The sequence below is a fragment of the Corynebacterium rouxii genome (assembly GCF_902702935.1).
Taxonomy (GTDB): Bacteria; Actinomycetota; Actinomycetes; order Mycobacteriales; family Mycobacteriaceae; genus Corynebacterium; species Corynebacterium rouxii.
The window spans coordinates 197,909-223,892 of record NZ_LR738855.1 but is presented as its reverse complement, the minus strand read 5'-3'; the positions used below and the strand labels follow the sequence as shown (position 1 = coordinate 223,892).

Annotated in this window: 23 protein-coding genes and 2 tRNA genes; 7 read left to right on the top strand and 18 right to left on the bottom strand. The window is 51.8% G+C overall.

Annotation, left to right across the window (positions count from 1 at the left end; translation table 11 throughout):
• From CIP100161_RS01235 to CIP100161_RS01225, 3 genes are all read left to right on the top strand, one after another.
• A complete protein-coding gene (locus CIP100161_RS01235; RefSeq protein ID WP_155871281.1) occupies positions 1-1,011 on the top strand; it encodes a prephenate dehydrogenase in 1,011 nt (336 codons plus the stop codon).
• Positions 1,012-1,242: 231 nt separating this feature from the next.
• Positions 1,243-1,407, top strand: a complete 165-nt coding sequence (locus CIP100161_RS01230) for a hypothetical protein (RefSeq protein ID WP_155871279.1) — start codon at positions 1,243-1,245, stop codon at positions 1,405-1,407.
• A gap of 334 nt (positions 1,408-1,741) precedes the next feature.
• Entirely contained in the window at positions 1,742-1,972 is a 231-nt protein-coding gene (locus CIP100161_RS01225; RefSeq protein WP_232053039.1) for a transposase, read from the top strand.
• Between the two features lie 298 nt (positions 1,973-2,270).
• On the opposite strand, the gene CIP100161_RS01220 is transcribed toward CIP100161_RS01225, so the two are convergent.
• The 4 genes from CIP100161_RS01220 to CIP100161_RS01205 form a co-directional block, all read right to left on the bottom strand.
• Complete coding sequence (locus CIP100161_RS01220) at positions 2,271-5,411, bottom strand: SpaA isopeptide-forming pilin-related protein (RefSeq protein WP_232053175.1); 3,141 nt, start codon at positions 5,409-5,411, stop codon at positions 2,271-2,273.
• Between the two features lie 77 nt (positions 5,412-5,488).
• Positions 5,489-6,313: a prealbumin-like fold domain-containing protein gene (locus CIP100161_RS01215; RefSeq protein WP_155871274.1), complete on the bottom strand. Its 825-nt coding sequence runs from the start codon at positions 6,311-6,313 to the stop codon at positions 5,489-5,491.
• Positions 6,313-7,251 (bottom strand): class C sortase, encoded by a 939-nt coding sequence (locus CIP100161_RS01210; RefSeq protein ID WP_166443134.1) that lies wholly within the window; start codon positions 7,249-7,251, stop codon positions 6,313-6,315. The genes CIP100161_RS01215 and CIP100161_RS01210 overlap by 1 nt, the downstream gene beginning before the upstream one ends.
• Positions 7,252-7,403: 152 nt before the next feature.
• A complete protein-coding gene (locus tag CIP100161_RS01205) occupies positions 7,404-8,942 on the bottom strand; it encodes a SpaH/EbpB family LPXTG-anchored major pilin (RefSeq protein WP_155871272.1) in 1,539 nt (512 codons plus the stop codon).
• Positions 8,943-9,689: 747 nt separating this feature from the next.
• On the opposite strand from CIP100161_RS01205, the gene CIP100161_RS01200 reads away from it, so the two are divergent.
• The 3 genes from CIP100161_RS01200 to CIP100161_RS01190 all read left to right on the top strand — a co-directional run bounded on the left by CIP100161_RS01200 (position 9,690) and on the right by CIP100161_RS01190 (position 11,567).
• Positions 9,690-10,625: a class C sortase gene (locus tag CIP100161_RS01200; protein WP_155871269.1), complete on the top strand. Its 936-nt coding sequence runs from the start codon at positions 9,690-9,692 to the stop codon at positions 10,623-10,625.
• A 230-nt stretch (positions 10,626-10,855) separates the two neighbouring features.
• A complete protein-coding gene (locus CIP100161_RS01195) occupies positions 10,856-11,155 on the top strand; it encodes a hypothetical protein (RefSeq protein WP_155871267.1) in 300 nt (99 codons plus the stop codon).
• Between the two features lie 43 nt (positions 11,156-11,198).
• The gene (locus CIP100161_RS01190; protein ID WP_155871265.1) at positions 11,199-11,567 is read left to right on the top strand and encodes a hypothetical protein; all 369 of its coding nucleotides are present in this window, start codon (positions 11,199-11,201) and stop codon (positions 11,565-11,567) included.
• 207 nt (positions 11,568-11,774) lie between these two features.
• On the opposite strand, the gene pdxT is transcribed toward CIP100161_RS01190, so the two are convergent.
• Both pdxT and pdxS read right to left on the bottom strand, forming a co-directional pair.
• Entirely contained in the window at positions 11,775-12,347 is a 573-nt protein-coding gene (gene pdxT, locus CIP100161_RS01185; RefSeq protein ID WP_155871263.1) for a pyridoxal 5'-phosphate synthase glutaminase subunit PdxT, read from the bottom strand.
• A complete protein-coding gene (pdxS, locus tag CIP100161_RS01180) occupies positions 12,341-13,234 on the bottom strand; it encodes a pyridoxal 5'-phosphate synthase lyase subunit PdxS (RefSeq protein WP_003850286.1) in 894 nt (297 codons plus the stop codon). The genes pdxT and pdxS overlap by 7 nt, the downstream gene beginning before the upstream one ends.
• A gap of 90 nt (positions 13,235-13,324) precedes the next feature.
• On the opposite strand from pdxS, the gene pdxR reads away from it, so the two are divergent.
• Positions 13,325-14,704 (top strand): MocR-like pyridoxine biosynthesis transcription factor PdxR, encoded by a 1,380-nt coding sequence (pdxR, locus tag CIP100161_RS01175; protein ID WP_155871261.1) that lies wholly within the window; start codon positions 13,325-13,327, stop codon positions 14,702-14,704.
• On the opposite strand, the gene CIP100161_RS01170 is transcribed toward pdxR, so the two are convergent.
• The 12 genes from CIP100161_RS01170 to CIP100161_RS01100 form a co-directional block, all read right to left on the bottom strand.
• Positions 14,692-16,077, bottom strand: coding sequence for a polysaccharide deacetylase family protein (locus tag CIP100161_RS01170; RefSeq protein ID WP_155871260.1), 1,386 nt, complete (start codon positions 16,075-16,077; stop codon positions 14,692-14,694). The genes pdxR and CIP100161_RS01170 overlap by 13 nt on opposite strands.
• Positions 16,078-16,521: 444 nt before the next feature.
• Positions 16,522-16,594 (bottom strand) — tRNA-Arg (locus tag CIP100161_RS01160).
• Between the two features lie 76 nt (positions 16,595-16,670).
• Positions 16,671-18,245: an SLC13 family permease gene (locus CIP100161_RS01155; RefSeq protein ID WP_155871259.1), complete on the bottom strand. Its 1,575-nt coding sequence runs from the start codon at positions 18,243-18,245 to the stop codon at positions 16,671-16,673.
• A 483-nt stretch (positions 18,246-18,728) separates the two neighbouring features.
• Positions 18,729-18,809, bottom strand: a tRNA-Arg gene (locus tag CIP100161_RS01150).
• Between the two features lie 226 nt (positions 18,810-19,035).
• Complete coding sequence (locus CIP100161_RS01145; RefSeq protein ID WP_155871258.1) at positions 19,036-19,389, bottom strand: hypothetical protein; 354 nt, start codon at positions 19,387-19,389, stop codon at positions 19,036-19,038.
• A complete protein-coding gene (locus CIP100161_RS01140; RefSeq protein WP_155871257.1) occupies positions 19,386-19,850 on the bottom strand; it encodes a hypothetical protein in 465 nt (154 codons plus the stop codon). The genes CIP100161_RS01145 and CIP100161_RS01140 overlap by 4 nt, the downstream gene beginning before the upstream one ends.
• Before the next feature lie 5 nt (positions 19,851-19,855).
• Positions 19,856-20,095 carry a holin gene (locus CIP100161_RS01135; protein WP_155871256.1) on the bottom strand — a complete coding sequence of 80 codons (240 nt, stop codon included), beginning with the start codon at positions 20,093-20,095 and terminating at the stop codon, positions 19,856-19,858.
• Positions 20,088-20,915 carry a peptidoglycan recognition protein family protein gene (locus tag CIP100161_RS01130; protein ID WP_155871255.1) on the bottom strand — a complete coding sequence of 276 codons (828 nt, stop codon included), beginning with the start codon at positions 20,913-20,915 and terminating at the stop codon, positions 20,088-20,090. The genes CIP100161_RS01135 and CIP100161_RS01130 overlap by 8 nt, the downstream gene beginning before the upstream one ends.
• 1,116 nt (positions 20,916-22,031) lie before the next feature.
• Positions 22,032-23,210, bottom strand: coding sequence for a hypothetical protein (locus CIP100161_RS01115; protein ID WP_155871252.1), 1,179 nt, complete (start codon positions 23,208-23,210; stop codon positions 22,032-22,034).
• Positions 23,210-24,334, bottom strand: coding sequence for a hypothetical protein (locus CIP100161_RS01110; protein ID WP_166443133.1), 1,125 nt, complete (start codon positions 24,332-24,334; stop codon positions 23,210-23,212). Before CIP100161_RS01110 ends, CIP100161_RS01115 begins: the two co-directional genes overlap by 1 nt.
• Positions 24,327-25,223: a hypothetical protein gene (locus CIP100161_RS01105; protein ID WP_155871251.1), complete on the bottom strand. Its 897-nt coding sequence runs from the start codon at positions 25,221-25,223 to the stop codon at positions 24,327-24,329. The genes CIP100161_RS01110 and CIP100161_RS01105 overlap by 8 nt, the downstream gene beginning before the upstream one ends.
• Entirely contained in the window at positions 25,224-25,979 is a 756-nt protein-coding gene (locus tag CIP100161_RS01100; protein WP_232053036.1) for a hypothetical protein, read from the bottom strand.
• Positions 25,980-25,984: the final 5 nt, after the last annotated feature.

The following is a 25,984-nucleotide window of genomic DNA, read 5'->3' as shown; positions in this document are numbered from 1 at the left end:
GTGACCATCAATGAAGTTTCTCGTCCTGTCTGTGTCCTTGGCCTCGGTTTGATCGGGGGTTCGCTGTTACGTGCATTGCGGCAAAATAATGTTCCGGCGTTTGGTTTTAATCGTTCGCCTTCTGCTGCGCGCACTGCGGCGAAGGAGGGCTTTGATGTGAGTTCGGATCTTGTTCAGACTTTGGAGCGTGCTGAGGCGAATAATGCGTTGATTGTGTTGGCTACGCCGATGCCTGCGATTGCTTCGCTGTTGGATGCGTTGCAGGAGCATGCGCCGAATTGTGGGTTTACGGATGTGGTGAGTGTGAAGGGGGCGGTGTATGACCTTGTGAAGTCGCGGGGTTTGCAGTCGCGTTATGTGGGTGGTCATCCGATGGCGGGGACGGCAAATAGTGGTTGGGAGGCCTCGTACCCTGAGTTGTTTGTGCGCGCCCCGTGGGTGGTCACGTATGACTATGCCCCAGAGGCGGATGCCCAGTGGGTGAGTTTGTGGACTGATGTAGTGAATATGGCGGGCACGGTGGGCGCTGAGGTGATCCCCGCGCGTGTGGAGACCCATGATGCGGCGGTGGCCCGTATTTCACATTTGCCGCATGTGTTTTCGGAGGCTTTGGCGATTGTGGGCGATAATGGTGGCGCGTTGGCGCTTTCGTTGGCGGCGGGTAGTTTTCGCGATTCGACGAGGGTGGCGGGTTCTGCCCCGTCACTGGTGCGGGCTATGTGTGAGACGAACGCCCAGGCGTTGCTCGGGGCTCTTGATGAGGCACTCACCTTGCTTATCAACGCCCGCGCGCATCTCACCGAGGCACACCCCAACCTCGAAGAGCTTATCGACGCCGGCTACCGCTCCCGTGTGCGCTTCGAAGCGCGTTCTGGTGGTAATGCTTCTGAGTCTGTTGGTCCTACTAAGATTTCCAATCGACCCGTTTTCCGTTTCCATCCCGGTTCGGATGGTTGGATTGCCCAGCTTAAGCAGGCTGAGGGGTTGGGGGCGCGGATCGAAATATTCTAAATTTATGTGACCTCCATTACAAAATTGCAGGCTACATACAACCGCAACATCCAGCACTGCCTTACTGCCACAACGACAGCATTTGCCCTTTTCCCGTTTGCCATCGCCCCGCGAACGCACAACCTAGTGGTACTACAGCGGTAATCCGCTAGTCCGTAGGTATCGTTTGCGACGCATCGTTCGGAGTATGCCACGTTGCCCCAGCGAGGAAATGAGAGCCAATAACCTACTGTGGCACGAGATCTTTACATTTTTAATGATCTGCTCGCACTGATAGGAATTTTGGTGACCCCATATCACCGTGATGGTAGTTCTAATATTGTTGCCACCGCTGTTGTTCCGACATCACTGGCAACAGAAAACACGTACTCGATCCTGCGCGAATACCACACCTAATGTGGAGTACAAAAAGTTCATCAATGCGCATAATTTAATGTACATCTCCTATGAAAATGATGATGTTATTGTGACGGCAACATTTTTAAGATTTCCTGCTAACACTTCAGTGGTTGGTAGACTTTGATACTCAAATCACGCTGTTGAAAGATAGTGTTCCGACAGGAAAGCCGAGCTTAAAGGCGATAGTCTAAAACTTATTCAGGCACACTTTTCCGCGCTTTTGAAAGGAAAGTAGACCGCAATTCTAGAGGGCAATCTGCACACTACGAAGTGGTGGCGAGAAACCCTTGATCCGCGACATCACAAACGTACTTAGGCCTCAAACAAGGGGGTGATAGTCCGCTGCTTTTTATTCAAAAAAGAACATCTTTGTTCGCGTTGGGCTTCTACTGTTGCCACAAGTAAAGAGGTTGGCGTTTCACCTAATTCGATTTGGAATTGGTTTAAAAAGGGAGCCTTGGAAGCCGAAGAGGTGCATGAATTTGCTGTGACGTATTACAAGGAACAGATCGAGCGTTTAGAGGCAAAAGTGAAGCACTTAGAAAAGACGTTCAGCTTTTAAGAACGACTATTGCGATCATTTCTAGCGATATTTAATCAGAAAGATTTAAACATAAACGTCAGGTTAAATATACGTTGTGCACCCGCCCTTTACAGCTTTGTTTTCTGCCAGCAGTCGACTGCGGCTAACTCTTGCGACCGCAAAGGTTGGCTCGCTCATTAACTAACTCCAGAATTTAAAGCACTCGATAAATCTAATCACTGTGATCTACTCAAAGTAGATCGAAGCAGTGCTATACGGATGTACCCGCTGGTGATTCACCAGCGGGTACATCCGCACGCAATTTTAATTTGGTGCGCTAGTAATGCTTCTTTCTCCGGGCTAAAAGAATCCCGATGCAGATAAGGAGAGCTCCAAACGCTGCAAAGAGGCCTACACCAACGCCACCAGTCTTAGGAAGCTGCCCAAGGTGAACATCCGCAACCTTTATCATTGCTGTGTTACTCTCAGCAACAGTTACTTGGGGGTGGTTATGCTCGTTAAGTATGGTGATATGCGTCTTCCCAGATTGCAGCTCAACATGGAAAGGCACAGGCTGCGGCAGTAGCTCGTATTGTCCTTTTTCTCCCACTGGGGCTTTGGTTTCCACCAAGAGGTACGTACCCACTGGTATGGTTCCGGTTAATGCGCCTTCTGCTGAAGATTGAGGGCCCAAGGTAAGAACACTCTCACCGACTTGTGGTGTATCTACGGTTCCGCTGTTTCTAAAAATAGTAAACTCGGCGCCTTCTAGAACAACACTATTATCGTGGGAATCAACCTTGATTAGACTAATTTCTGCCCTTTGAATTTCTGGATCGACACACGCCTGATTATTAACTTGGGGATTTGGTGGTTCATGCTCTCCCTCTAATGTTACCGAGTTAAACATCGAGCGCGGGTTGTCAGGAGAGATTGGTCGGGGCGATTCGCACCATTGGTAATCACCGTTTTTCTCCTTAGCGATTTCGATCTGCGTGGGCTTGTCCACCTTGGCAGTAACACGAACCTCTACCGTCTTTGATTCGTTTCCTTTGAAGGTTCCAAAAAGTGCTGGTTTCATTTCATACGTCAACGGTGGGCGACCAGCAGTATTCTGTGCAGCAATGTAACTGGTATCATCGATTTTGCGATTTTCATAGTAAAAATCGACTTCCGTGACGCTCATTCCAGCAGGAAATGCAATTGTGTCAATTACTGGCGCGGATAGTTCACTACTGTTGATGGAATTGTTGGTCACTTTTACGTCGTAGTAAGCCACTACATTTCCCGAAGAATCTATTGGAGCACGTGACTGTTTTTCTTCTAAAGCTGGATTCTGGTCTTCGGCGAGAGTCTTTTCTACTTTGAATGTGGGCTTAAACTTATTTTGCACCACACAGCTCACTATTCGATCGGTGGATATATCCACGCGGAAACCTAGCTCGCCATCATCCTTATATTGCCCGGAGCTGAGGGGTACGCCATCAACAAAACACTTAGCGTTATGTCCGTCTTGCTGATGCAGAACAAACCCTTCCTGCTGTGTTTCTGTAATCCGAACGGAACCAGACTTATGTGGTGAAGCGGTTTTAAATCGATATTGAGTAATACCGTCAATGTCAGTCTTGCTTACTTGTTTCTCCACACGGGCTTCTTTATTGTCAGTTAACCAAACGGCATCAGTCTTAGATTGCACCTCATCAGCGGTAAACTCCCAGCCTTCTACAGCGCTTCGGGGGATTACCTCCCCTTTATCATCAACAATTTGTTTTTGAACAATAACCGCTCCTTCACAGCTTTCCACGGCCATTTTACGTAATTTACCTGGAAGATCTCCGTAGTTCTCTAACATTGTCACTGCGTCAGAGCCGCCAAGTTTATCGACGATATCCCTAGGTTTGGCCCACGAAGCATCAAACTTATTAAAGTAATAACGCTGAGGTGTACGTTGCCCCCGACCTTGATACCAATCATAGTTTCCACGTTCTAACCATTCCCAATAGCCACTTCGCTGGTACACAGAAATATACCTTTTAGGCGAAGGCGGGTAATATCCGTTTGTGCGAAGATCAATCGTCACATCATCATTAAGAACGGGAACGTTATATTCCCTTGGAAGATTAACGGCAAGAGTTTCGAGTCGCGCTCCTGTGCGTTTGACAGCATTTGCCGCGGTAATACCCCGAGTAATATCTACGTTGTGCGTGATGTTGCCAGCATCACCGACCCATCGCCCATCAAGTTCACCGTTGACATTCCGCGGCAGCAAATCTTCGTTCGTCGTAGGGACACCGTCAGTAATAAAGTAAACGATGTCGTACTTCGTGGTTGCTTCAGCCACACGCAGCAATGCCGCTTCCCAGTTCGTACCGCCGACGTCTCCACCTGTACGTAGAGTACCGATTTGTTCAATAGCTTGGCGATATCCAGATTCAGAGCTCAACTCCAAAGCTTCAACGTTAGCAATAGTGGGAGAGTGTCCATGTGTTCCAGGTGGCTGGAGCTCTCCTACGGGAGAACCAGTAGCAAAAGCATAAAGACCTAGCGTTGTTGGAGTTCCTCTTAAACTCTTGATTACTGCCTTAGCTGCGTTTTGACTGTTTCGCACACCATCCTGATAATTCAACGAGTTAGAAACATCGAATACGAGTGCAATATTTAGCCCACAACGTTTTGGCGCGGGAGGGTTAGGAATAGAAGTCTGGGTAGTCCACGATCCCTCATAGGGTCGATCAGGAATGTTTTCTGCCGAAGTCTCCGAAGCGCCATGCACGCTAACATTCATTGCACTATAAGGGCCTTCATAATAGGATCCGTTCCATACTGCCCCAGCTAACCGAATGTATATTCGGCCTTCTGGATTCACGGGCACACTAGCGAAATGCGCTGTCAACCGCCCATCTTCCACATCCCACTCCACATTGGGGACCTGCTGTTGGTTGATATAAAGCTTGAAATAACCCGCATAATTATTGAATGTTTGCTGGCTTAAGCGAAAATCACCAGAAAGACTAATTTGATTAGCTTTTCCTTTTTTATCTACCGAAACAGCGTACTCGTATAAATTAGGGTATTGATACGGGGATGGTTGGGAAGGCGTTACCACTTTTGAAACAAGTTGTTCTCCGCCAAGATTATTTGCACGGAATGCACGCGGGGCGATACCTTCAGTTGATATATCAGATAAATCACTTTTATCTGCATCAACTTCAGGTAACAGACTGTGGTTTTCTTCTTCTTTGGGTTTTTCCTGTTGTGATGGAGTAGCTTCTTCTTGAGTTTCGCGCTCCGAATCAGGAGCAGAGGTTGCTTCGATTTCAACCTCTTGTTTCCCATGGGGGACAGCAACAGCGCTTTGAGCACTACCGAGGGTGCTGCCGATCAAGAGTGAGGTACTAGCAGTAATTGCTAGCGCAAACCGAAATAATCGCGAGAAGTCGGATCGAATCAGTGCTGCATTGAGTGTATTTTTTGCCATCACTTTAGCTTAAGTTCCTTATAAAATGTTCTTGCTTATATGCGTATTAGGCGCTGTATGCCCAAGCGAGTCGGCTATTAGTCTTTTAAACTTTCACCTGTTTGTTTGCGTTTGCGAAAAGCAGCCATCAAGAGGGCGAAGCCTAAAGCGATAAGAACAGCTGCTAGTCCGACAATGCCAATCACTTGTACGCCAGTGACTGGTAGCGACTTAGGTTTTTTAGTTGGATTAGGAATCGACGGTGTTTCTGGCTGAGTTGGAGGAGGTGGTGTAATTGTTTTGGTTACTGTGGGAGGAGTAACTGGGGGTGCTGGTGGGGTAGTTGGTGTGTGTGGTTTAGGTTCAAATTTCACTGTCCGAGTGAAGTCATATTTCCACTGACCATCTTGACCAACAATTGGAATAACAATCACATCTGATTGTGGCTTGCTGCCGCCTGAGGTTGGTGGTTCTGCAGTCACCAAGTAAGCACCTGGTTTCAAACCATTGAATTCAGCTTGGCCTTCATCATCAGTGATTTTTTTGAATGTTTCTGATTTATTTACAAGCTTGCGCGCATCTAACACATTCAGTCGAGCTGCGCTTGTATAGCCTTGTGCTGTGTTTATGGGGTCAATATTTAAACGAGCAACTGTAACTGTGTATCCTGATGATCCTTTATTGGTAAGACCTGACTCCGAAGGAACTTTTACAACCATGCGTGCTAGATGATAAAGATCGATTGTTTCAGCAGGTGGAGCAGGAACATCAAATCCTGTGATTGCTGTTGCGTTCGCCTTTGCTACCATAATTTGGCTGGTTGTGATACTCGGTGCAGCTGTTAATGCGATAGCAAGTGCAATACCTACGGCTGTTGCAGTTTTTGTTGATGGACGCATTGACAATTTCATCTGTTTATTCATTACAGTTCGCCTTCGTTGTTATGGCGGGTTTCTTGATTAAGCTGTTGGTTCTTGGCACGTCGTGCTTGGCGGGCAAGCCACCATCCGAACAAGATCAGGCCGATAATGAATACTGCACTGAGGGCATACATCCACCATTGCCATATCACGCCTTGGATTTCACTCAGCATGGTCTTTTCTTCTTCGGTGATGGGCACTTGGTGGCCGCGCACGAGAAGTCGGTGGGTGTTGATGCCGTATGGGGTGCAGGTGACCAAGGTGATGAGGTCTTTGCCAGGCTCGGAGCGGAGAGATTCCACCTCGTCTGGGAGCACTACTCTGATTTGATCTACTTGGTATTTCAGCTTATGGCCGGCTATTTGGATGAAAAAAGAGTCGTTTTCTTTTACATCTTTGAGGTTGTCAAACAGTGTGGCGTTTGGCAGGCCAGTGTGTCCAGTAAGGACGGAATGCGTTCCCTCTCCGCCAACAGGGAGGTCGGAGCCAAAGAGGTGACCGACACCGCGTTGCAGAGTGTCTTCTTGGGTACCGTGGTAGATCGGCAAATCGACCTTCACACTAGGGATAATCAAGCGCCCCATCGCTTCGGTGGAGTTCAGAACTGCAAGGTAGTCTTGGTAGGCCTGATTATCAGGGGTGAAGCGGCTGATCCAAGGGTCGAGAATAGGGCCATGCACGCGCTCTTGATTGTAACGGTGGACATCTTCCCATTCTTTGTCACTAACTTTGGTGGGAACGCTTTTTTGAAGTTTTGCGTATTCCGCGGCTGCGCGGTTTTGTTGCCAGTTGTTCCACTGGGTGGACACAACGGGGTAAATAATAACGATTAGCCCAACAGCTACCAAAAGAGCCGGCAAAAGATTGCTCTTTTTTGCCCGCTTGCGGTGTTGTGGCTTTTCGACGATCTGCGTCGACGTTGGTGTCACTTTGTCTCCCATAAGACCAAGGTCTGGTGCGCAGACTCTTTGTGCGGAATACGTACAGATAAAAGAGGAATAACCGCGAGGTGAAGGAAGCCCACAAAACGAGCTTCCTTCACGCTTTCTCGCGGTGAGTTAGCCACCAAGGCGACTAACTAAGGGGTGCTGAATTAAGCTTCGGCGGAATTACGGCGTGCAAACCATGCACCAGCACCGATGATTGCTGCACCAATAGCTGCGAGAATACCAACACCAGCGCCACCGGTCATTGGGAGCTCTGGGGTGCGATCCTTGAGGTTCTCAATCTTACCAGTCGCGTTGATGTCAACGACTTGACCGTGCTTCTCTTTTAACACTTCAAACTTAACTGGCTCTGCCAACAGTTCGAAGCCCTTAGGGGATTTGGTTTCAACTAGGCAGTAAGAAGTGTAAAGATTCTTGACGCCTTCAGTTGCATTGGCATAATCATTAACGTGCAGACCATCAATTGTCACCAAACCAGTATTTGCTGCAGATTTGTAAGTCTTTGCTTCGCCATTGACCTTTACTTGATCGAGTTTATTCCCCTCAATGGAAGCTTTATCACAGGTCTGTTTATCTTTGACGCCGTAAACCTTAAACTCTGCATCCGCTAATTTATTCTCAGTTCCCGCCTCGACCTTAGTAAATTTTACACCACCGTAGTAAGTGTGAACCTCAGGAGTTTCCTTGGGCTTGTTTTCCTCGCCGATGTTTGGATTATTCTCAAAAACTTGGGCTTTGTTTTTAACATCACCATCACCCATTTCCTTCACAGCTGCAGGAATAGTGACATCGATCTTCTGACCATTCTGGATTTTCTTTAGACCAAGTTCAAGGAATTTAACAGTGACTTTCTGCCCCACAACTGTTACTTCATAATCTTTTCCGGCCTCAAAACCTTCAATTTTAACCTCGTTGACGCTCGGCGCTGTAAGCTTATCATCAAGGGTATCTTCAATACGCATCACGGTGCGCTTCTGGTTTGCAGCGATTCGCTGAGCGTACGCACTCACTGTATATTCAATCTTGTCGCCGACGTTCTTTCCGGAGTCAACGACCTTCTTCTCTGGTTTTTTCTCAGAATAGTTCTTTGGGTATGCATGAACATTATAGTTCCACTCAGTGCCACCCTGTTCCTTGTTGTTCTGTGTCATTGGAACATATGCAATGAATGGCGCTGCAGGGGTGTACCCATCCTTCGGACTAGTCTCTACAACAACGTAAGCACCTACTGCAAGATTTTGATGAACGATTTCACCTTTAGCATCAGTTTGTTTCTCTCCATCACCAATGAGCTCAACCTTATCCATGTTGGCTACACCATTCTTTAGATAATCTTCCACCTTTGCTGTGGCGGCAGCCGCCAACCCCTCATTGGTGGCCATATCGATGCCTTTAATCTTGTATATAGTAAATCCAACCCCCTGCAAATCAGCGCCTGGGGCAGTTGCATCGAAATTGCCAGTCGGTTCGGTAGTAACCTCAGGATCTGCCTTCTTATGAATAGTCAGAGCACCTTTTGCGTCCTTATTAACGAGTGGAGACTTGCCCGCAGCGTCGTTCACACTAGTTGTGAGAGGATTCTCAGACTTTTCTTGTGCAAACGCACCAGGAGCAGAAACACCAAGGGACAAACCGACAATTGCGGCGAAGGTGACGGAGCGAGCCGTACGAGAGAACTTGTTCACGTAAATTTCCTTAGATGAGTGAGGTTAAGCGCAGTTTAACTGCCCTTAAAACTTTGAATGCCCCAGTTCTCCTTACTCCCATTTAAAGCAAGAAGGCCCTCAGCACCCCCTTGACTGAAGGCGCAAACTTACGGAGGAGGCTCCGGACCACAGATGAAACTCTAGGCCGCAATTCCCAAATTATTCAACCGAAAACTCAGGTTTTGCACCGGTTTTCTAAGTATTCAAATTAACGCATGAAATGTTTGTGTATAAAATTTTCTACATCAACGCTGGTAGAACCATCTCTGTAGCCTCGGTTTTCTAAAAGGATTGGTGAAACATCACCTTTCTACCCGATTCATTGCAATACCACCATATGTTCAAAAATACCCCCCTTTAGGGGTGACATTCTTTTATCATGGCAGAGAAAAGACTTATTCAGTGAACGATCTACTTACATAAAGGCAAAATTATTAAAATTCACTATTATTAAATCGACATTTTTAACCTACCTGCCACCAATGGGGAACAAACACACCCAGGCAGCAAATCCAAAAAGCAAGATACCCATCTCTATGCCTTTTAGTCCTGTTCTTTTCTCATATTTGCGTAGATAGATGTCGCTTCAAGCTTGCGATACCATCTTCTTATTCACTACGCTTGCAGATTACCCGCACCACTCCATAACTCAAGTGGTAACGCAGTTAACACAAAAATTTCTAGCTTCGTCCTTTCGTCTCATTACGTGGAAAGTTCTTCAACTTTATGGCCCGCAATTGCGCGAATAGCGACACCCCCTCGCCAACTCACTCCAACTCCCAGACAATGAGTGCCCCACATAGGCAGAAGAAAAAGAAGGGAAATCCTCTTATAGCTGTGCTCATTATCTTGGTTGGCGTGGGTGTACTGCTCTATCCAGTGGTAGCAACCCAGTGGAATAACTTTGGCCAGCAGCGCGCTGCGGACGAGTACGCCAAACTAGAGAAGTCCGCGCCCCCAGAGGTTCTCGACACCGCATGGGAGGACGCACACCGCTATAACGAGTCACGTCCCGTCAGCGCACAGGTGATGGACGCGTGGAACGATCACGCCGATGAGTCCTCACCGGAATACCAACAGTATCTGCAGTATTTGTCACAACTGGCAGAAACTGATGCCATGGGGCAGATCATGATTCCGTCGATAAGCTCTAAGCTGCCTATCTACCATGGCACCGGCCCCTCGGCTCTTGACCGCGGCGTGGGCCACCTCTACGGCACCGACCTGCCCGTCGGCGGTGGCAACCGCCACGCAGTACTCTCCGCACACACCGGTATTCAAACCGCTACTTTGTGGGACAACTTGGTAAAAGTAAAAGAAGGCGATGCCTTCTACGTGGCAGTCTCTGGCCACAAACTTAAATACGAAGTAGATCAGATCAAAGTGGTCACCCCAGACCACACCGACGATCTTGGCCGTGAACCCGGCAAAGACTACATCACGCTTATTACTTGCACCCCCTATGGCATCAATACCCACCGCCTACTGGTCCGCGGACACCAAGTGCCCATGGACCCCTCAGAAGAAAAGGTCTTCGAAGAATCCACAGTGGTATGGCAATGGTGGATGTGGGCCATCGTCGCCGCAGCCGCGCTCGTGCTGATCCTGCTCGTTTGGTGGTTACGCAAGAACTTCCGCAACAAAGAAACCCTTACCCAATAAACTTGAGCCCCTTTTCTTCCCAACACATGCCTAAAAGCTATGTCAGCTAAGTTCTAACCCACCAGCTTTCCCATTAGAAAGCACAAGATTGTGAACTATCACATCTACCCATAGGTGTAGGTGATAGCACTGCACCATGAGATATTGACAACCAACTCAAACCTATAAATAATGAGAATTACTTATTTTTTATCAGCAAAATCATCCTCGTAGAGTAGAAAGATATTTCTATGCGCTACAAACGTCTATTACGCACTACCGTTGCAGGTTTACTGAGCACTGCAATTATCAGCGGTTCAACCACACCTGATGCACACGCTCAACCAACAAATAGCTATGAAACAATAGCAGCACTGCCGCAATGCAACGGATTTGAAAGCGCCATCACAAAACTAACCATCCTCCACGATGGTAAACCGCTTGAAGCATCGGCCACACCGATCGCAGGCGATCAAGCTATCTACGAAATGACTTTTAACAATAAGGTTTTTATGAGTCCGGATACCCAAACACTCATGAGGTATATCTAGCTTCTAGCCCCTACGTGTATGTCAATGGCATAGAAGATAAATCTTGGAGGAAAGATTCAGCGATTCCTCAGACAAAACCGAGTATTCCACCACCAAGAATTTCACATTCTTTTGGCCAGGGCCAAGAAACGAATACGGTAAAACAGGTCGCGGGCAAACAGCAAGGTTTATTTACCAAACAAAGATAACCGAGAAAGACATAGCTAAAAATAGCCTATCTCAAGAATTTATTGTTCCAGCTCGTACCAATCCCTCCGGAACACCTTTATGCACTATCAAACTCACGCATAAGCAATCTATAAAATCCACCTTAAATGTCGATTCGATCATTGGAATTGTTCTTGGTGTACTTGGGGCTTTGGGAGTAATCGGCGGGATTATCTCCGCTCTTACCGGAATAATAAAATTTTAAAACTTTTATGCACTGAAAGTGCCACATCTTATTACCACATGCAGCCTCAACAGAGAAACTCGCTGCGGTGGACTAACAGCAACCGTTGTCTGTGAACCTCTCAGACAACGGTTGCATCGGCACACCCAGCTCCCAGTACTGCTAAAAACTCATCAAAGGCATAGAACGCCGCCCTCTGGAGCATTTGGCCGCCCCATCTAGGCAACTTTAATCAGTATCCTCGACTAAGCCAGCCAGCCACGCCTGATGCAAGCGGACCTCACCAGCGGATTCTGGGTGGAACGCATAGGCGTGGATCTTGCCTTGGCGCACGCCCACCACATGGTCGCCCACGCGTGCGGTCACCGTCACCCCCACCCCGCAGGAAATAACCTCGGGGGCGCGGATAAAGGCCACATTCGCGTCGATTCCTTCCACGTCAACTACGGCGTCAAAAGAATCCACCTGGCGGCCAAAGGCATTGCGGCGCACTACAACATCCAAGCAATCCAACGTCTGCTGGCCCTTCGCCGGATTTTCCACCGTTCCCAAGTAAATCAACCCGGCACAGGTAGCAAACACCGGCAGCCCGTTGTTAATAGCCGCACGCAGGGGCTCCGCAAGGTCGAAAGCACGCGCCAGCTTATCCATTACGGTGGACTCGCCACCTGGGATAATCAGGCCGTCGAGCCCCAGCAGGTCATTGGGCACGCGCACCCGACGGTGCTCCACACCCAAGGACTCTAGGATCGCAATGTGTTCTGCAAACCCACCCTGGAGGGTGAGTACTCCGATTACCATCCGCGCTCAGCCAAGCGGTGAGGTGCAGGAACATCGGCAACGTTAATGCCCACCATTGCCTCGCCCAGGCCACGAGACACCTCTGCGATAGCAGCAGGATCGTCATACATAGTGGTGGCCTTCACGATCGCAGCAGCGCGCGCAGCAGGGTTACCGGACTTGAAAATACCCGAACCCACAAACACGCCCTCGGCGCCCATCTGCATCACCAAGGCGGCGTCGGCAGGCGTGGCCACCCCACCAGCAACAAAGAGGGTGACAGGCAGCTTGCCGGTTGCGGCAACCTCACGGACAAGATCATAAGGAGCCTGAATCTCCTTAGCAGCAACATAGAGCTGATCCTCATCCATGCTGCGCAGACGGTTGATCTCACCACGGATGGTGCGCAAGTGCTTCACAGCCTCAGAAACATCACCAGTGCCGGCCTCACCCTTAGAGCGAATCATGGCAGCCCCCTCGGTGATGCGTCGCAACGCCTCGCCCAAGTTGGTAGCACCGCACACAAAAGGCACATCAAAGTTCCACTTATCAATGTGGTTCACATAATCAGCAGGCGACAGCACCTCGGACTCGTCGATAAAATCCACACCCAAAGACTCCAAAATCTGAGCCTCCACAAAATGGCCGATACGAGCCTTAGCCATCACAGGGATCGACACAGCATTAACAATGCCCTCGATCAAATCAGGATCAGACATACGAGCCACGCCACCTTGCGCACGAATATCCGCAGGTACGCGCTCCAGCGCCATCACAGCAGAAGCGCCGGCATCCTCAGCAATGCGAGCCTGTTCTGGGGTGACCACATCCATGATCACACCGCCCTTGAGCATGTCAGCCAGACCGCGCTTCACGCGGGTTGTTGCAGTAAAAGTTTCTTGAGTCATGGTGACTATCCAAGCCCACAAAAGTGGACTAATGCTAGATCCAAATTCCGCGTGTTGCAATAGACCACTTTGGGGCATGACAATACCTCTATGCGCCCCGACCTGGTCACCAACCTCCCCATACGGCTCAACCGCGCCAGCACCGACCCCATCCCCGCCCAAATCGCCGACCACATCCGCACCCTCGTAGGCCGTGGCCTGCTCAAACCCGGCGACCACGTCCCCAGCACCCGCACACTGAGCACCCAACTAGACATCTCCCGCGGCAGCGTAGTCACCGCCTACGAACAACTCCTCGCCGAAGGCTTCCTCATCGCCGCCCGCGGCTCCGGCACCTGCATCAACCCCGACCTCACCCCCCCCCACACCGGCTCGCATACTCCCCCCCCCACGCCACCGTCAGAACCACCAGCCATCGACCTCACCCCAGGGCTTCCCGACACCGCCACCCTCGCCAACTCCTCCTGGCGAGCAGCATGGCGCACCGCCTGCACCCAACCGCCCGCGCACACCCCACCCCAAGGGCTACTTCACCTGCGCGAACAAGTAGCAGACCACCTGCGCCGCATGCGCGCCGTAGTAGCCAGCCCCGACCACATCATCATCACCGCCGGCGCCCGCGAAGGCTTCTCACTCATCCTCCAAGCCCTCGGCCCCGACCTATGCGTCGGCGTGGAATCGCCAGGCTACCCCAGCTTGCGGCGCGTACCCGCAGCGCTCGGCTCCACCACCGTGGCGCTTCCCACCGACGACCACGGCCTGATCACCCACAACCTCCCCGACCTCGACGCGGTCCTAGTCACCCCCAGCCACCAATACCCTCACGGCGGCTCCCTGCCCGCTTATCGACGCACCCAACTGACCACCTGGGCCACCCGCACTGCAGGGCTCATCATCGAAGACGACTTCGACTCCGAACTGCGCCACATAGGCCAACCACTACCCGCCCTTTTTGCCCTTGCCCCACAACGCACTGCACTACTCGGCACATTTTCTTCGGTTATCTCCCCACAAGTCTCCTGCGGATACGTAGTTGCACCTCCTAGTTTAGTACCACGTTTAATTGAATTGCGCACAATATTTGGCAATACCGCGAGTGGCATCACCCAAGAAGCACTCGCTCAATACCTCAGCACCGGTGCTTTACGCCGCCGCACCCAAAACCTCCGCCGCACCTACCGCCGCCGCCGCGACACCGTCATCGACATCCTCGGATCCATCCCCGGAACCACACTCTCCCCCATCGTCGGCGGCCTCCACGCAGTGCTCACCTGCACCCGACCCGAAGCAGACATCCTCCAGCGCTGCCGCCAACGCGGAATCATCGTCGAGGGGCTCTCCAACTACTGGAGCCAACACCCCGATTCCAACCTGAGCAACGGGATCGTCATAGGATTTGGATCCCACGACGATACCACCCTGACAGAAGCCCTCCATCACTTAGCCTGGGCAGTAAATTACCGACCGTAATACACCTCACCAGGAACAGTCTGCCCCAACAGCTGCGACACCGTCACCAGCGTGTAACCCTGTTCCTGCAAACGATCAATAATCCCCGGCAACGCCGCCGCCGTCGACGGATGAATATCATGCATCAACACAATCGACCCCGGGCGCACCTGAGCCATGATGTTATTCGTAGTCACCTGCGCATCCCGATTCTTCCAATCCTCAGAATCCACATTCCACAAAATCAACGAATAACCCAAACGCTTCGTATCCTGATTCCACGCACCATACGGCGGACGCATCATCACCGGCCGCGGCGCACCCGCCTCCACCAACCGATCACTAGCACCATCCGCCTCTTGCTGCTGCTCTGCCAACGGCAACAACGGCAACTGACGATGCGTCACCGTATGACTACCGACTTCCATGCCCGAGGCCACCTGCCGACGCACCACCTCAGGGAACCGCGGAATCGCCGTCGCAATCTCAAAAAACGTCGCCTTTACCCCACGCGAATCCAACGTATCCAAAATCTGCGACGTATAAGGACCAGGGCCATCATCAAACGTCAACGCAACACATTTTAAAACTGAACAATCCACTGGCTCTGCCCCTCTAGATTGCACTTGCGGCAACTGTGGCATCGGGGGCGGAACCGGCGCCGGCGGCAACAACCGACGACCATCCTCCGACAACAACCCCGCCGACGGAATATCAACCTCCACAATCCCCTCCGACGACGCCAACACACTCGCCTGCGGCAACCGCACATGCACCACATCCCCCTCAACCAGCACATCCCCAAACAAATGAGGAATCCCCGCAACCTCATCCGCCGACACACCAGACGCCACCCGGTCACCCAACTGGTGAAGAACCGCGCGGGCAGCGTCGACACGCCTATCCTGCGCAATCACATCAGGACCCTGCCAAACCCGATCCCCCGAACTAAAAAACATACGACTCATCGACGCCGCATTAGCCCCACCAAACTCCTCCAGCGTCAACCGCAACGCAACCACATCACCATCACGCACTTGCTCCCCCGAACCATTCAACTCCGAAGGATTCACCTCACGTGGCCCATACTCCCCAATAAACTCGCGAGCCTCCCCCTCAGCCCACACCGCAATTGCCTCCGAGAGCTTCTCATGCCCCTCCAACACCGGCCACTGCACGTGAATAGGCAACTGCGGACTATTCGTAGACACCATTCCCGACGCAGCATCCACCGTCAGCTCAACATCTTGGGAACTCTGCGAACTAGAAGTGCTGGAGTCGCTTTCCGAGACCGGAGTGTTCTGCGTGCTAATGGTGCATCCCGTGATGCATCCCGTGGCGAGTAGGCACGCAGCAAGAAAAGTACTGATACGGCTAAAGTGAACGCTGTTCATAAGGAAAACTTAGCGCATCCACATCAGTTGAGCGAGGAATTCTTTCGGGGTGAGACGCTTTTGAGGGCAAGTGAGTAGTTCGTGCCAAATTAAACCATTTCTTATATCTCCGACCTGCGGAAATGCCGAAGCGGCCAAAAAGTTTTGGCACAAACTACTCACTTTGGGTCTTATCTTCAGTTCTCCCACCGATAGTGTTGTCAGCGGGGCGCCTCATCCCGTACCCGATTAGCCTCCAAAATCCGCGAACTCGAACTCAAGAACACGAAAACCCAAGGTCGGCACTTTCAGGAGATTTTCGCGTCCTGCGGTTTTCGTGTTCTTGAGTTCGAGGAGGCGGAAAATGGGCAGGCGGAAAAGGGGCGGGCGGAAAAGGGGCGCCAGCACGCAGAAAAAACACAAGAAACCCCAGCCCACACATTCTGTGAGCTGGGGTTTTGGTTGTGCGCCCGGAGGGATTCGAACCCCCAACCTTCTGATCCGTAGTCAGATGCTCTATCCGTTGAGCTACGGGCGCAGCTTGTTGTTGCGGTGCAACGTGTTAGAACAATACACTGCCACAACAAGAACTGGCAAATCGTGAGGTCAGCGCACTAGAGGACGATGTTGAATACTGGAATGGCAAGGAAGTATGTCGCAAGGGTTACGAGCACCACACCGATCAAGTTGAGCCACACGCCGCCCTTGACCATGTCGCCAATGCGCACGTGGCCGGAGCCGTAAGCGATCGCATTCGGAGGCGTCGCAACCGGCAGCATGAACGCACAGGTAGCCGACAGCGCCACTGGGATGGTCAGCAACAAGATGTTCTGGTCACCATTAGCGTTCAGACCGATACCCACAGCCACACCGGCCATGATCGGCAGGAACGTCGCAGCCGTCGCAGTATTCGACGTGAACTCCGTGAGCAGCAAAACCAGCGCCGCAATCGCAGCGATCAACAGAATCAGCGGCAGCGAACCCAGACCCTTGGCAATCTCACCAATCCACAACGACAAACCAGAATCAGAGAACATCTTAGACAATGCCAAACCGCCGCCGAACAGCAACAGCACATCCCACGGCAACTCATTCGCGGTCTTCCAATCCATCAAACGCACACCAGTCTTACGATCCGCAGGGATCATAAACAGCAGCATCGAAGCAATCAGACCAATCGCCGCATCCGCAATCTCAATCTTCCACTGGAAAACGTCGATAAGCAACGGAACAAACACCCACGACAACGCCGCACCCGTAAAAATCACCGCAGTAGCAGCCTCGCCAAACTTCATCGACCCCATCTTGGTCAACTCCGCCTTAATCATTTCGCGACCACCAGGAATCGAATCCACCTCAGGCTTAAACACAGACACCAGCACCAACCAAGCAATCGCCATATAAACAATCGCCAACGGCACACCAACCAGCATCCACGTACCAAAACCAATATGGATGTCATGGTTCTCCGCCATATACGCCACCATCAACGCATTCGGAGGCGTACCAATAATCGTGCCCAAAGAACCAATCGACGCCGAATACGCAATCGCCAACATCAACGCAGTAGCAAACTTCTTCTGCGCCTTCATGCCGCCCACCGACTCAGCAGTCAACTGCAACACTGAAATACCAATCGGAAGCATCACAACAGCCGTCGCAGTATTAGACACCCACATCGACAAAAAGCCCGTAGCCAGCATAAACCCAGCAATCAACTGCTTAGGCTTCGTACCAACCAACAGCACCACACTCAACGCCAACCGACGATGCAAATTCCAACGCTGCATACCCAACGCCAAAATAAAGCCACCCATAAAAAGGAAAATCGTCGGCGACGCATACGGCGCAGAAATCTTCGCAAACGGAATCACCTGAAGAACAGGAAACGCCACCAACGGCACCAACGCCGTCGCAGCCAACGGAATAGCCTCCGTCATCCACCACACACCCATCAACACCGCAATAGCAGCAGTAATACGCAACGCGTTATAGCTATACTCCCCATCCGGATCCACACCCTGAACCATGTCCACAGACGACTCAGGGAACACCAAATAAATCAAAACGGCAAGAATCAAACCAGCGAACAAACCCGTAAACTGCCGGCGGTTCTCATTCTTCCCATGGACCTCTGCATCCTCAGCAAGAGCATGAGACGAAGACTCATGTGTAATCGGTGTACTCACAAAAGAAATCCTTCAATAGAAAAAAAGAGGGGCGCGCAAACTTCTAAAGTTCGCCTACACGAACAAAATACAACCATCACCCCCGAAACGTGCGATCATTGCCGACGACTACCCCTTTATGAATGCGACCACCATCACCAAAAAGGCGATTACTAGGCACTTTGCGCGCAAAGATTCGCCCACGGATACCCCATAAACGGGAAGGATCGGTGACATAAGCCGACGTTTACCCACCCGCAATGTTGGAGTGCGGGGTGGGGCGTGCACCAGCTCGAATCCAAGAACACGAATCCAAGAACTTGAGTTCAAGACTTCGAAAACCCAAGGTCGGCATTTCGGCGAAAAAATCGCGTCCTGCGGTTTTCGTGTTCTTGAGTTCGAAGAGGCGGAAAATGGGCGGGGCGGGCGGGAAATTGGGCGCCAGCACGCGACAAACACGAAGAAACCCCAGCCCACATATCCTGTGAGCTGGGGTTTTACTTGTGCGCCCGGAGGGATTCGAACCCCCAACCTTCTGATCCGTAGTCAGATTCTTTATACCTCTGACCAGTGGAAAAAGATCGCTCGTTCGGTATATGTTCGGCTTTCGAGCATCACCACTGATTGAGCCCATTCCTACGTGCCTCAATAAATAATAAGTTTCCCGCGTTTCCTCAAAGAGACCTATCTAGGATCAAAAACAGGAGACGAAGTCTGCACTACATGCGGGCATGCGCGACCGCGACAATGAAATCACTAGCCATATAACAAGAAGTGTCCTACTAGCGGTTACACTAGTAGGGAGATTCTTTTATATAAGAGCTTTTGCTTCAGTCAGATCCGGAGTCGTTGGCGGTGGCGGCTTAGCCCCACCCATCATCCACTTTTGCATCGCCTCCACATGATCGATCAGCGTGATAGTCACCAACCGCAGCCGGTGAACAGTGGTCTCAGCTTCAACGCGTTTGTCACGCTCTTCTTCACGAAGACGCCGCTCATTCTCATAGTCAGCTTGAACTTTGTCTATACGCTCTTCCAGCTTGTCCATACGTGACCCCTTAGCCGCCTGGACATCAGATCGTGCCTTCATGTAGCCAATCCACAGAGACCCTATCGCAGTAATCAGTGAGCCTACAGCACCTATTACAACAGCAATCGCACTCATAACTCACCCCTATCCTCCATGATCGGAATGTCCCCACGTTTACCGCGCCACACAGCCCACATAATTGCACCAGTCAGAGAAAAAATGAGAGTCCCTACAAGCCACAATATCGACTGCCCGGTCTCCGCGGCTCCCGCCAACAGCCCGAAGGCCCAAGAAATGTTGAGCCCCGTAGCTACCGCCAACGCAATCACGTCAACCCGCCAGCGATCCGTAAACGCAGCAACGGCGCATAGCCCACCGACCCCAAGATGGACCCATGCCCAGACAATAATCGGCATGATCGACTCCACAGGCCGCTGCCACCGCAAAGGATCACCCAAAACACCAGGCAGATAATACAACCCCACCGCCAACTGCACCACAGCCAGCAGCAGCAAAGCAGTGGAATCAGTCATCAAAAAAGCCCGCACACGGCGGGCAGTCGGCTGGACACGAGGAGGCAAATGCTCAATAGGCATCAGCACTACTCCTTACGGTGGCGCGCAGGAGACGACACCACACTAGCAGTCCCCTGAGTACCGACACTGATCGAGGCAATCGATGTCAAAACACTCATCACTGTGGCCGTAGCAGCAATGCCAAAAGCACCTGACCAGTCCAGCTCCCATATCGGCACCCCGACAGCCAGCACAGCAAGCAGTGCCTGCGCAAAAGTCTTGATCGCACGCTCGGCCAAATCTTTCCAAAACTCCTTACTAAGCATGATCATGCACCTCTTCTGCTGGATCATGCTTCGCTGATTCCTCGGCAAGCGCATCGAGAGCTTTCTGAACCGCAGATGCTTGACCTGCATAAGCAACATGTAGCTCTTCGACCTTTCGGTCTGTTTGCATAATGTACTCCGTTAGTGGAGCCTCATATATGGACCCCTCCACCCGGGAAGGCTCAGGAGCGCGCAAAGCGTTCCAGATGTCTCGGGTTTTCGCGAGTAATTCGCGCTGCTCGTCAGATGATAGTGCCATGAAAATATTCTCCTCAATGTGTGATGGTGATGCGGGCTTCGTCATGTGGTCGTACCAGAACTGCGCCCGCGCAATGTAGTGATCGTGGTACCTGTGCCCTGGCCGCAGGTGATACGGGCAAGATGTAAGCCCACCACTTTCAATGTGGTGGAATCTCACATTCCTGCCCGATACGGGCCGGCCTAGGTTATAGAACCGGCAAAGGGCTGCAACTAGGTGCGCACCAGCTTCCAGGGTTTGTTCTCCGATTGGCCAGTCTTGGGATGGGCCGCCACTGTTGGAATGCTCAATGATGATTGTTTCCTGGTTGGAAATGAGATTGGCATTTCCCCAAGCGGTGTCTCGATCCCAAACAAGCTGGCCAACTGATCCATCAGGGCCAACGGCATAATGCCCACTCGCTGGCCTGGACTGCCAGACGTTCCAGCATTCGTTGATGCCGCCGATCATGGCCATGTGATGGATGGTGACGTGCTTGATGTTCCGACCACCACGGCCAGGCGTGTAGTGCTTGGCCAGCAAACGGACGTTGTCGGGTAGTACTTGTGCCCAGTCTTTCATTTATTCCCTCCTTTTCTATGCAATAGCCCCCACTAAAGGGGGCACAATATTTACTTTGGTATCTCCCAAGAAAATATGACGACGAGCCCACCCGGTTTCCCCTGGTAGCCGCGTTCCCTTACGTCTCCAGCGCCGCCCCCCACGCCAATATCGCCGCGATAGGGTAACCGTGTACTCCCCTCAATCGGGGATGAATACCCGTCAAGGGTCGTAGGCTCCCCGTCTTACCTTTGCGAAGGTTCCAATGAGTACTCCAGTCGCCACCAGCACCGCCGGACCCCACCGTGAGATAACCACTGCTCACCCCGCTTGGGAGCTTAAGGAAAGCACCATCACTACCCGAGCTGCCGCTATTCTCGCTGGTACCTCCCGCACCACCCTGCCCCCCCCCCACTGATGATATAAACATCCATATTGGCAGTAGGGTACTCCGGCTCCGCACGCCAATGCCCTGTTACCTGCACCGTACTCACAGACGCATTATTCTCAAAGCAATAATCCTGCGATAAATCCCTGGCCATCCCCAATTGCCCACACGAAATGCGTAGAAATGGCATCCACGATACTCGACATTGACAGCACCTTGGGTAAAAGCGGTCTCACCTTTTGTGAACCCGCCGCCGTTGGACTGCTGCGCGGGTCCATTTTTTTTTTATTACCGGGGTGGATAATTTCGATCCAGATTTTATACCCGTACCAGTCTTTCGATATTGTGGCGTAGACCATACCCGTTTTGTGGAGTCCACACGAGCCAGCAAAAAACGCCCTTCTCCGATACTGAGGTGACCTCATAGCCGGTGGAATCACGCGAAATTTTAAAAACCTCCCGTGCCCCCTGCTTCAAAGTGACGTCCCCACCAACCTCTAAAATCGCCCAAATACCAGCATCGTTCCACCACGCCTCCGTAATATTATAAGGCGCCCCCACCCCATAGGGGCTAGCGGGGACTAAAACACTCCCACTAGAAAGGTTCTTCTTAAGTTCACACACGGGGCCTTCAAACCCCCTAATCAGCTCAGAATACGTCGGCCAGATTATTTTCCCTTCGTACCAGATCCGTTTCACCCGCTTATCGCCCACCCACACTCTTTTAATATCACTGATTCTTGGCATTCCTACACCTCAAAATAAATCGTATTAGGGTCACTACCAGTACCCGTTTTGATCCGCAGGCTGCCCATCCGATCACCGATAGCCGACGCCACGACACGCCCAGCGGCAGCAGTAAAATCCACCACCTCCCTAGTCGAATGCGTATGTTTTTTATCAGCCTTGCTGCTCATCGCAGAATCCAAATCGGTAATGTCACGCACCCTATGCTGGTGGTACACGTTCGCTTTCCCCGCGAGCGCCTGCGATAACCCAGACACCCCCGAGATCGCTAGTGATTCCACCCGTAGGCGTAGCGCCGCAAGATCAGAATCTTGGGCTTTCTCGGAAATTTGCCTCATTAACGCCGCCGCCGCGCTCTTCTGAGCCGAGAGCTCGTCCGCGACCTCTTTCAGCGTGTCGTAGGCTTGAGGCGCACCATCGAGGAGTTTTTTCACCGCAGTATCCACAGCGCTTTGCGCCGCCGACTCCACGGATTTAGCAGCTGCCTGCGCCTTGAGTGAGTGTTGCCCAGCAGTAGCCGCGTCACGCTTCGCAGACTCCGCGTCACCACGCACCTGCGCAATGAGCGCATCAGTAGCCTGCGTGATCTTCTCCTGCACCACTGCGAAAGACTTCTCCGCGTGTTCTTTTAACCACTCGTACTGTGGCTGCCATTTCTCCAGCTGCTGTGCCCGGGGCTCCCATTCCAGAAGGCGGGCTTTCATCTGTTCCCATGCTGATAATGCTTGCTTCTCCGATGACGCAGCAGCTACCTGAGACGCCTTTGCGGTTTGCGCAGCAGTTTCTGCACGTCCACGATCAGTACTCGCAGCTGAGGCGCTATCATCCGTGGCTTTTATACCACGCGCTACCTCATCTGCTAGTTCAGCAAGGCGGTCGTGCACATCAGGGGTGAAATCCTTAGCCGCTTCCATCGCCTCCGCGATTGTGGTCATCCCCTCAGCAACCAGCAGAGGTAATGACTCACGGGCCATAAAATCCGCACCGACGAGTACTAGCACCGCAGCTCCCGGCGCGAGTGTTTCTGTGAAGTCGCCTGATTCGGAGACTTTTACGCGTACGGGTTCGGAGGTGGTGATGGTTTTCCCATTGGTGCGGGTGTGTGTGGCGCGGAGTAGGACTTCTCGGATGGTGCTTGGTTTGTCTGTGATGTTTTTTAGCGAGCCTTTTAGCTTTGGCATTATTGGTGTAGTCCTCTCTTTCTGCGTTCTTCGGACAAAATTGCTGCGAAATCGACGATGGGATGCACCGTGACAGAGACCTGATGAAACGCCTCAAATCCGCCGACTCGGGGGTTTATTGTCTCGCCGGCTTTAATTTCAGCTGTGAATGAGAATGAATAGCTGCTGAGGGCACTGACTCGTGCTACGCCTAGTACTGATGCTCCTACGATGTAGCTGGATGGTCCTAGGTAGAGCTGGATTTTGTTTCCTGATGGGTAGGTAATTCGTACTGGTCCTGCCCATACTGGGTCCCATGTTTCGGCAGTCGCTGTGCCGGGTTTGCACAGTTCCACGTATCTTTTCATTGCTGTTTGCTGAGCTTCTAGCTCTTGCAGACTGCGATCTTGGATTCGGTTCCACTGTGTATTTTTTTCAATCAGATCTGACTGGACTTTGTCCAGTTGGTCTTTTTGCTGCCGCCATTTCGCCAGTGCATCATCAGCGGTTTCCTGCGCGACTACTGCTTTGTCATCGGCTGTAGCGGCAGCCGCGCCAGCCGCCTCTGCGCGTAGAGACACCGCGCCGATTGATTTAGCCATCTGGCGTTTTTCCTGTGCTATTTGCTGCAGTAGCTGGTCATTATGGTTTCTTAGTGCTTCGGCGTCTTCGATCATTGCGCCGCCTACGTGCCATCGCCACCCCACTGAAGTGGTGTCATCGGAGATCATCTCCCACCGTGTGATTGGAAGTGGCAGGATCCGACCCCAGATCAGCACGTCGACGATGTCTCCGTGTTTGATGTCGATACCTGGTCTGTATCTTCCGGTTCCTGAGTCTGTGATGTCTCGTTCGAAGAAGATGTCGCCTTCGGTGCGACGCTGTGCTGCTTCTATTTGTGTTTCGAGATCCGAGGTTTGAGCAGTCAGGTCTACTGTGGCATCAGCTCTGACGAATGCTACGTCGAATCTGCCTCGCGCAGGCTTATCTGGGCGGTAGATGTACCCGTTTTGTAGCCGCTTTTCAACATCTGCCTGTTCTTTCCCCTCTGGAAGCCGAACCTCAAATGAGCCGTAAACGTAGGTTGCTTGTCGACGTCCGACGGTCATTGTTCCACCGTCTGCTACGAGCAAAGGCTTACCCATGAGTCACCGCCTTTTCACGTTGTTCTACTTTGATAACGATCGTGGGGCTTTTCAGGTTTAGCCCGCTAATAGGAGCATCTGTTGGCCACCACATTGCAGCGGAGATACTGACTCCTGCCGCAGCGGCCAGCGGTGCCAGTTCCTCCCAAATCGAACGATCGGTTGGGCGTATCAAGATGTTCTTTGATTTTCGCCCGCTTGGATTGGGATCTACCTGCACGGGTGGATCCGCTATGAGTTCCTTTTGGCCGATGGCACGCCACGTAGCGGCCAGTGAATCTGAAATGATCTTCCTGATCAGTGGTTCTGCTGCCCCTTGTTCAGTTGCACCATCTGCGACTGTGACCATTTTGATGTCTTGCAGATCCCGAGGTTTCTCAAACTTCACCCCGACGTTCTCAGGTCCGGCCCAATCCCTCGTGAACTTTGTCCATTTCCCTGTCCATGTCGTCGGTCCTGACATCGCAGGAAACCGCGCCAAGGTCTTCAGCATGTCCGTGCCATGAACTTCCAGCGTTGACGGGGCACCAGCGCCACCCTCGGCCACGGCAAACTCTACACGAAAGACACTTCTAATCCCGGCGCGTTCGATTGCAATAAATCGTGTCGCCTCACTCAGTGGGACAAGCCGCCCTACCTCGTCGGTTTTTCCGAGGCCATCAGCAATGAGCTGATGAATAACCGGATGTACAATCCCACTTGCAGATTGGACTCGCAGTTTCACCATGCCAGAAGCTGGATCGTTGGTTGCTTCCGGCATTCTCATTTCCATGACCGGTGGAAGGTCCATCATTGGGGTGGCGTTTTCATCCAGTAGACCCAGCCATTGGCCGTGGTCTGCGATCACCTGGTCGCGGTGCTTCTTGTGGTTTTTCCAGTCGAATGCCAATTAGATCACCTTCCATGGGTCTGTCAGTGCGATTCTCCACATGGCGGATGCGCCTGCTGGGAGGATGAATGTTCGTGTTTGATTCGGCGGGACTAGCTCTGGAGTCACAGCGATCTTTGCTGGCCAAATCTCGTAGTCTGGGAGCCCGTCATCTTTAATCACGACGCAGGATTCCTCAGAATCCAAGATGAGTGTTCTCCAGTCAGACACTGGTGGCAGATCAAACACCGCTCCCGATGGCAAGGTGACCGCCCCGCCTTTCCCCTTCCACCTGATCCGGATGGGGATTGAAACTTCACCATCATTGGTGACAAGCACGGTTCCTTCTCCATGCACCCATTCTGTCCACCACACTCCCTCATCTGAGATGAGACTGATCTCCACTGAATCAACCACCTGCTCGCCGAGCAGGTCAGATTTAGGAGCAGGTATTGGCGCTGCCGCTTTTACCTGGGTGTAGATCGTGCCGTGAAGACTCGTCTCCACAGACAGCGTCCCGACGAGGGTTTGAGAAAATGCTGCGCAGATCTGCCGGTAAACCGCATCAACCGGCCCGCCATTTTCCCCTGCGAGCGCAAGGGTAATAGCGCCCTCCATTGCCTGAATCTGCGTCGACTCTGTGATCTGCCCCGACTGGCCAATTGCCTGCAGGGTCTTTGCCTGAACCTTCGACTTCATCCCTGAAAGGCCTGCATATCTCAGGCCGGCAGTCCACTCAGATTCCGACAAATCGAACTGAATTCCCCAAGGAGACATATACG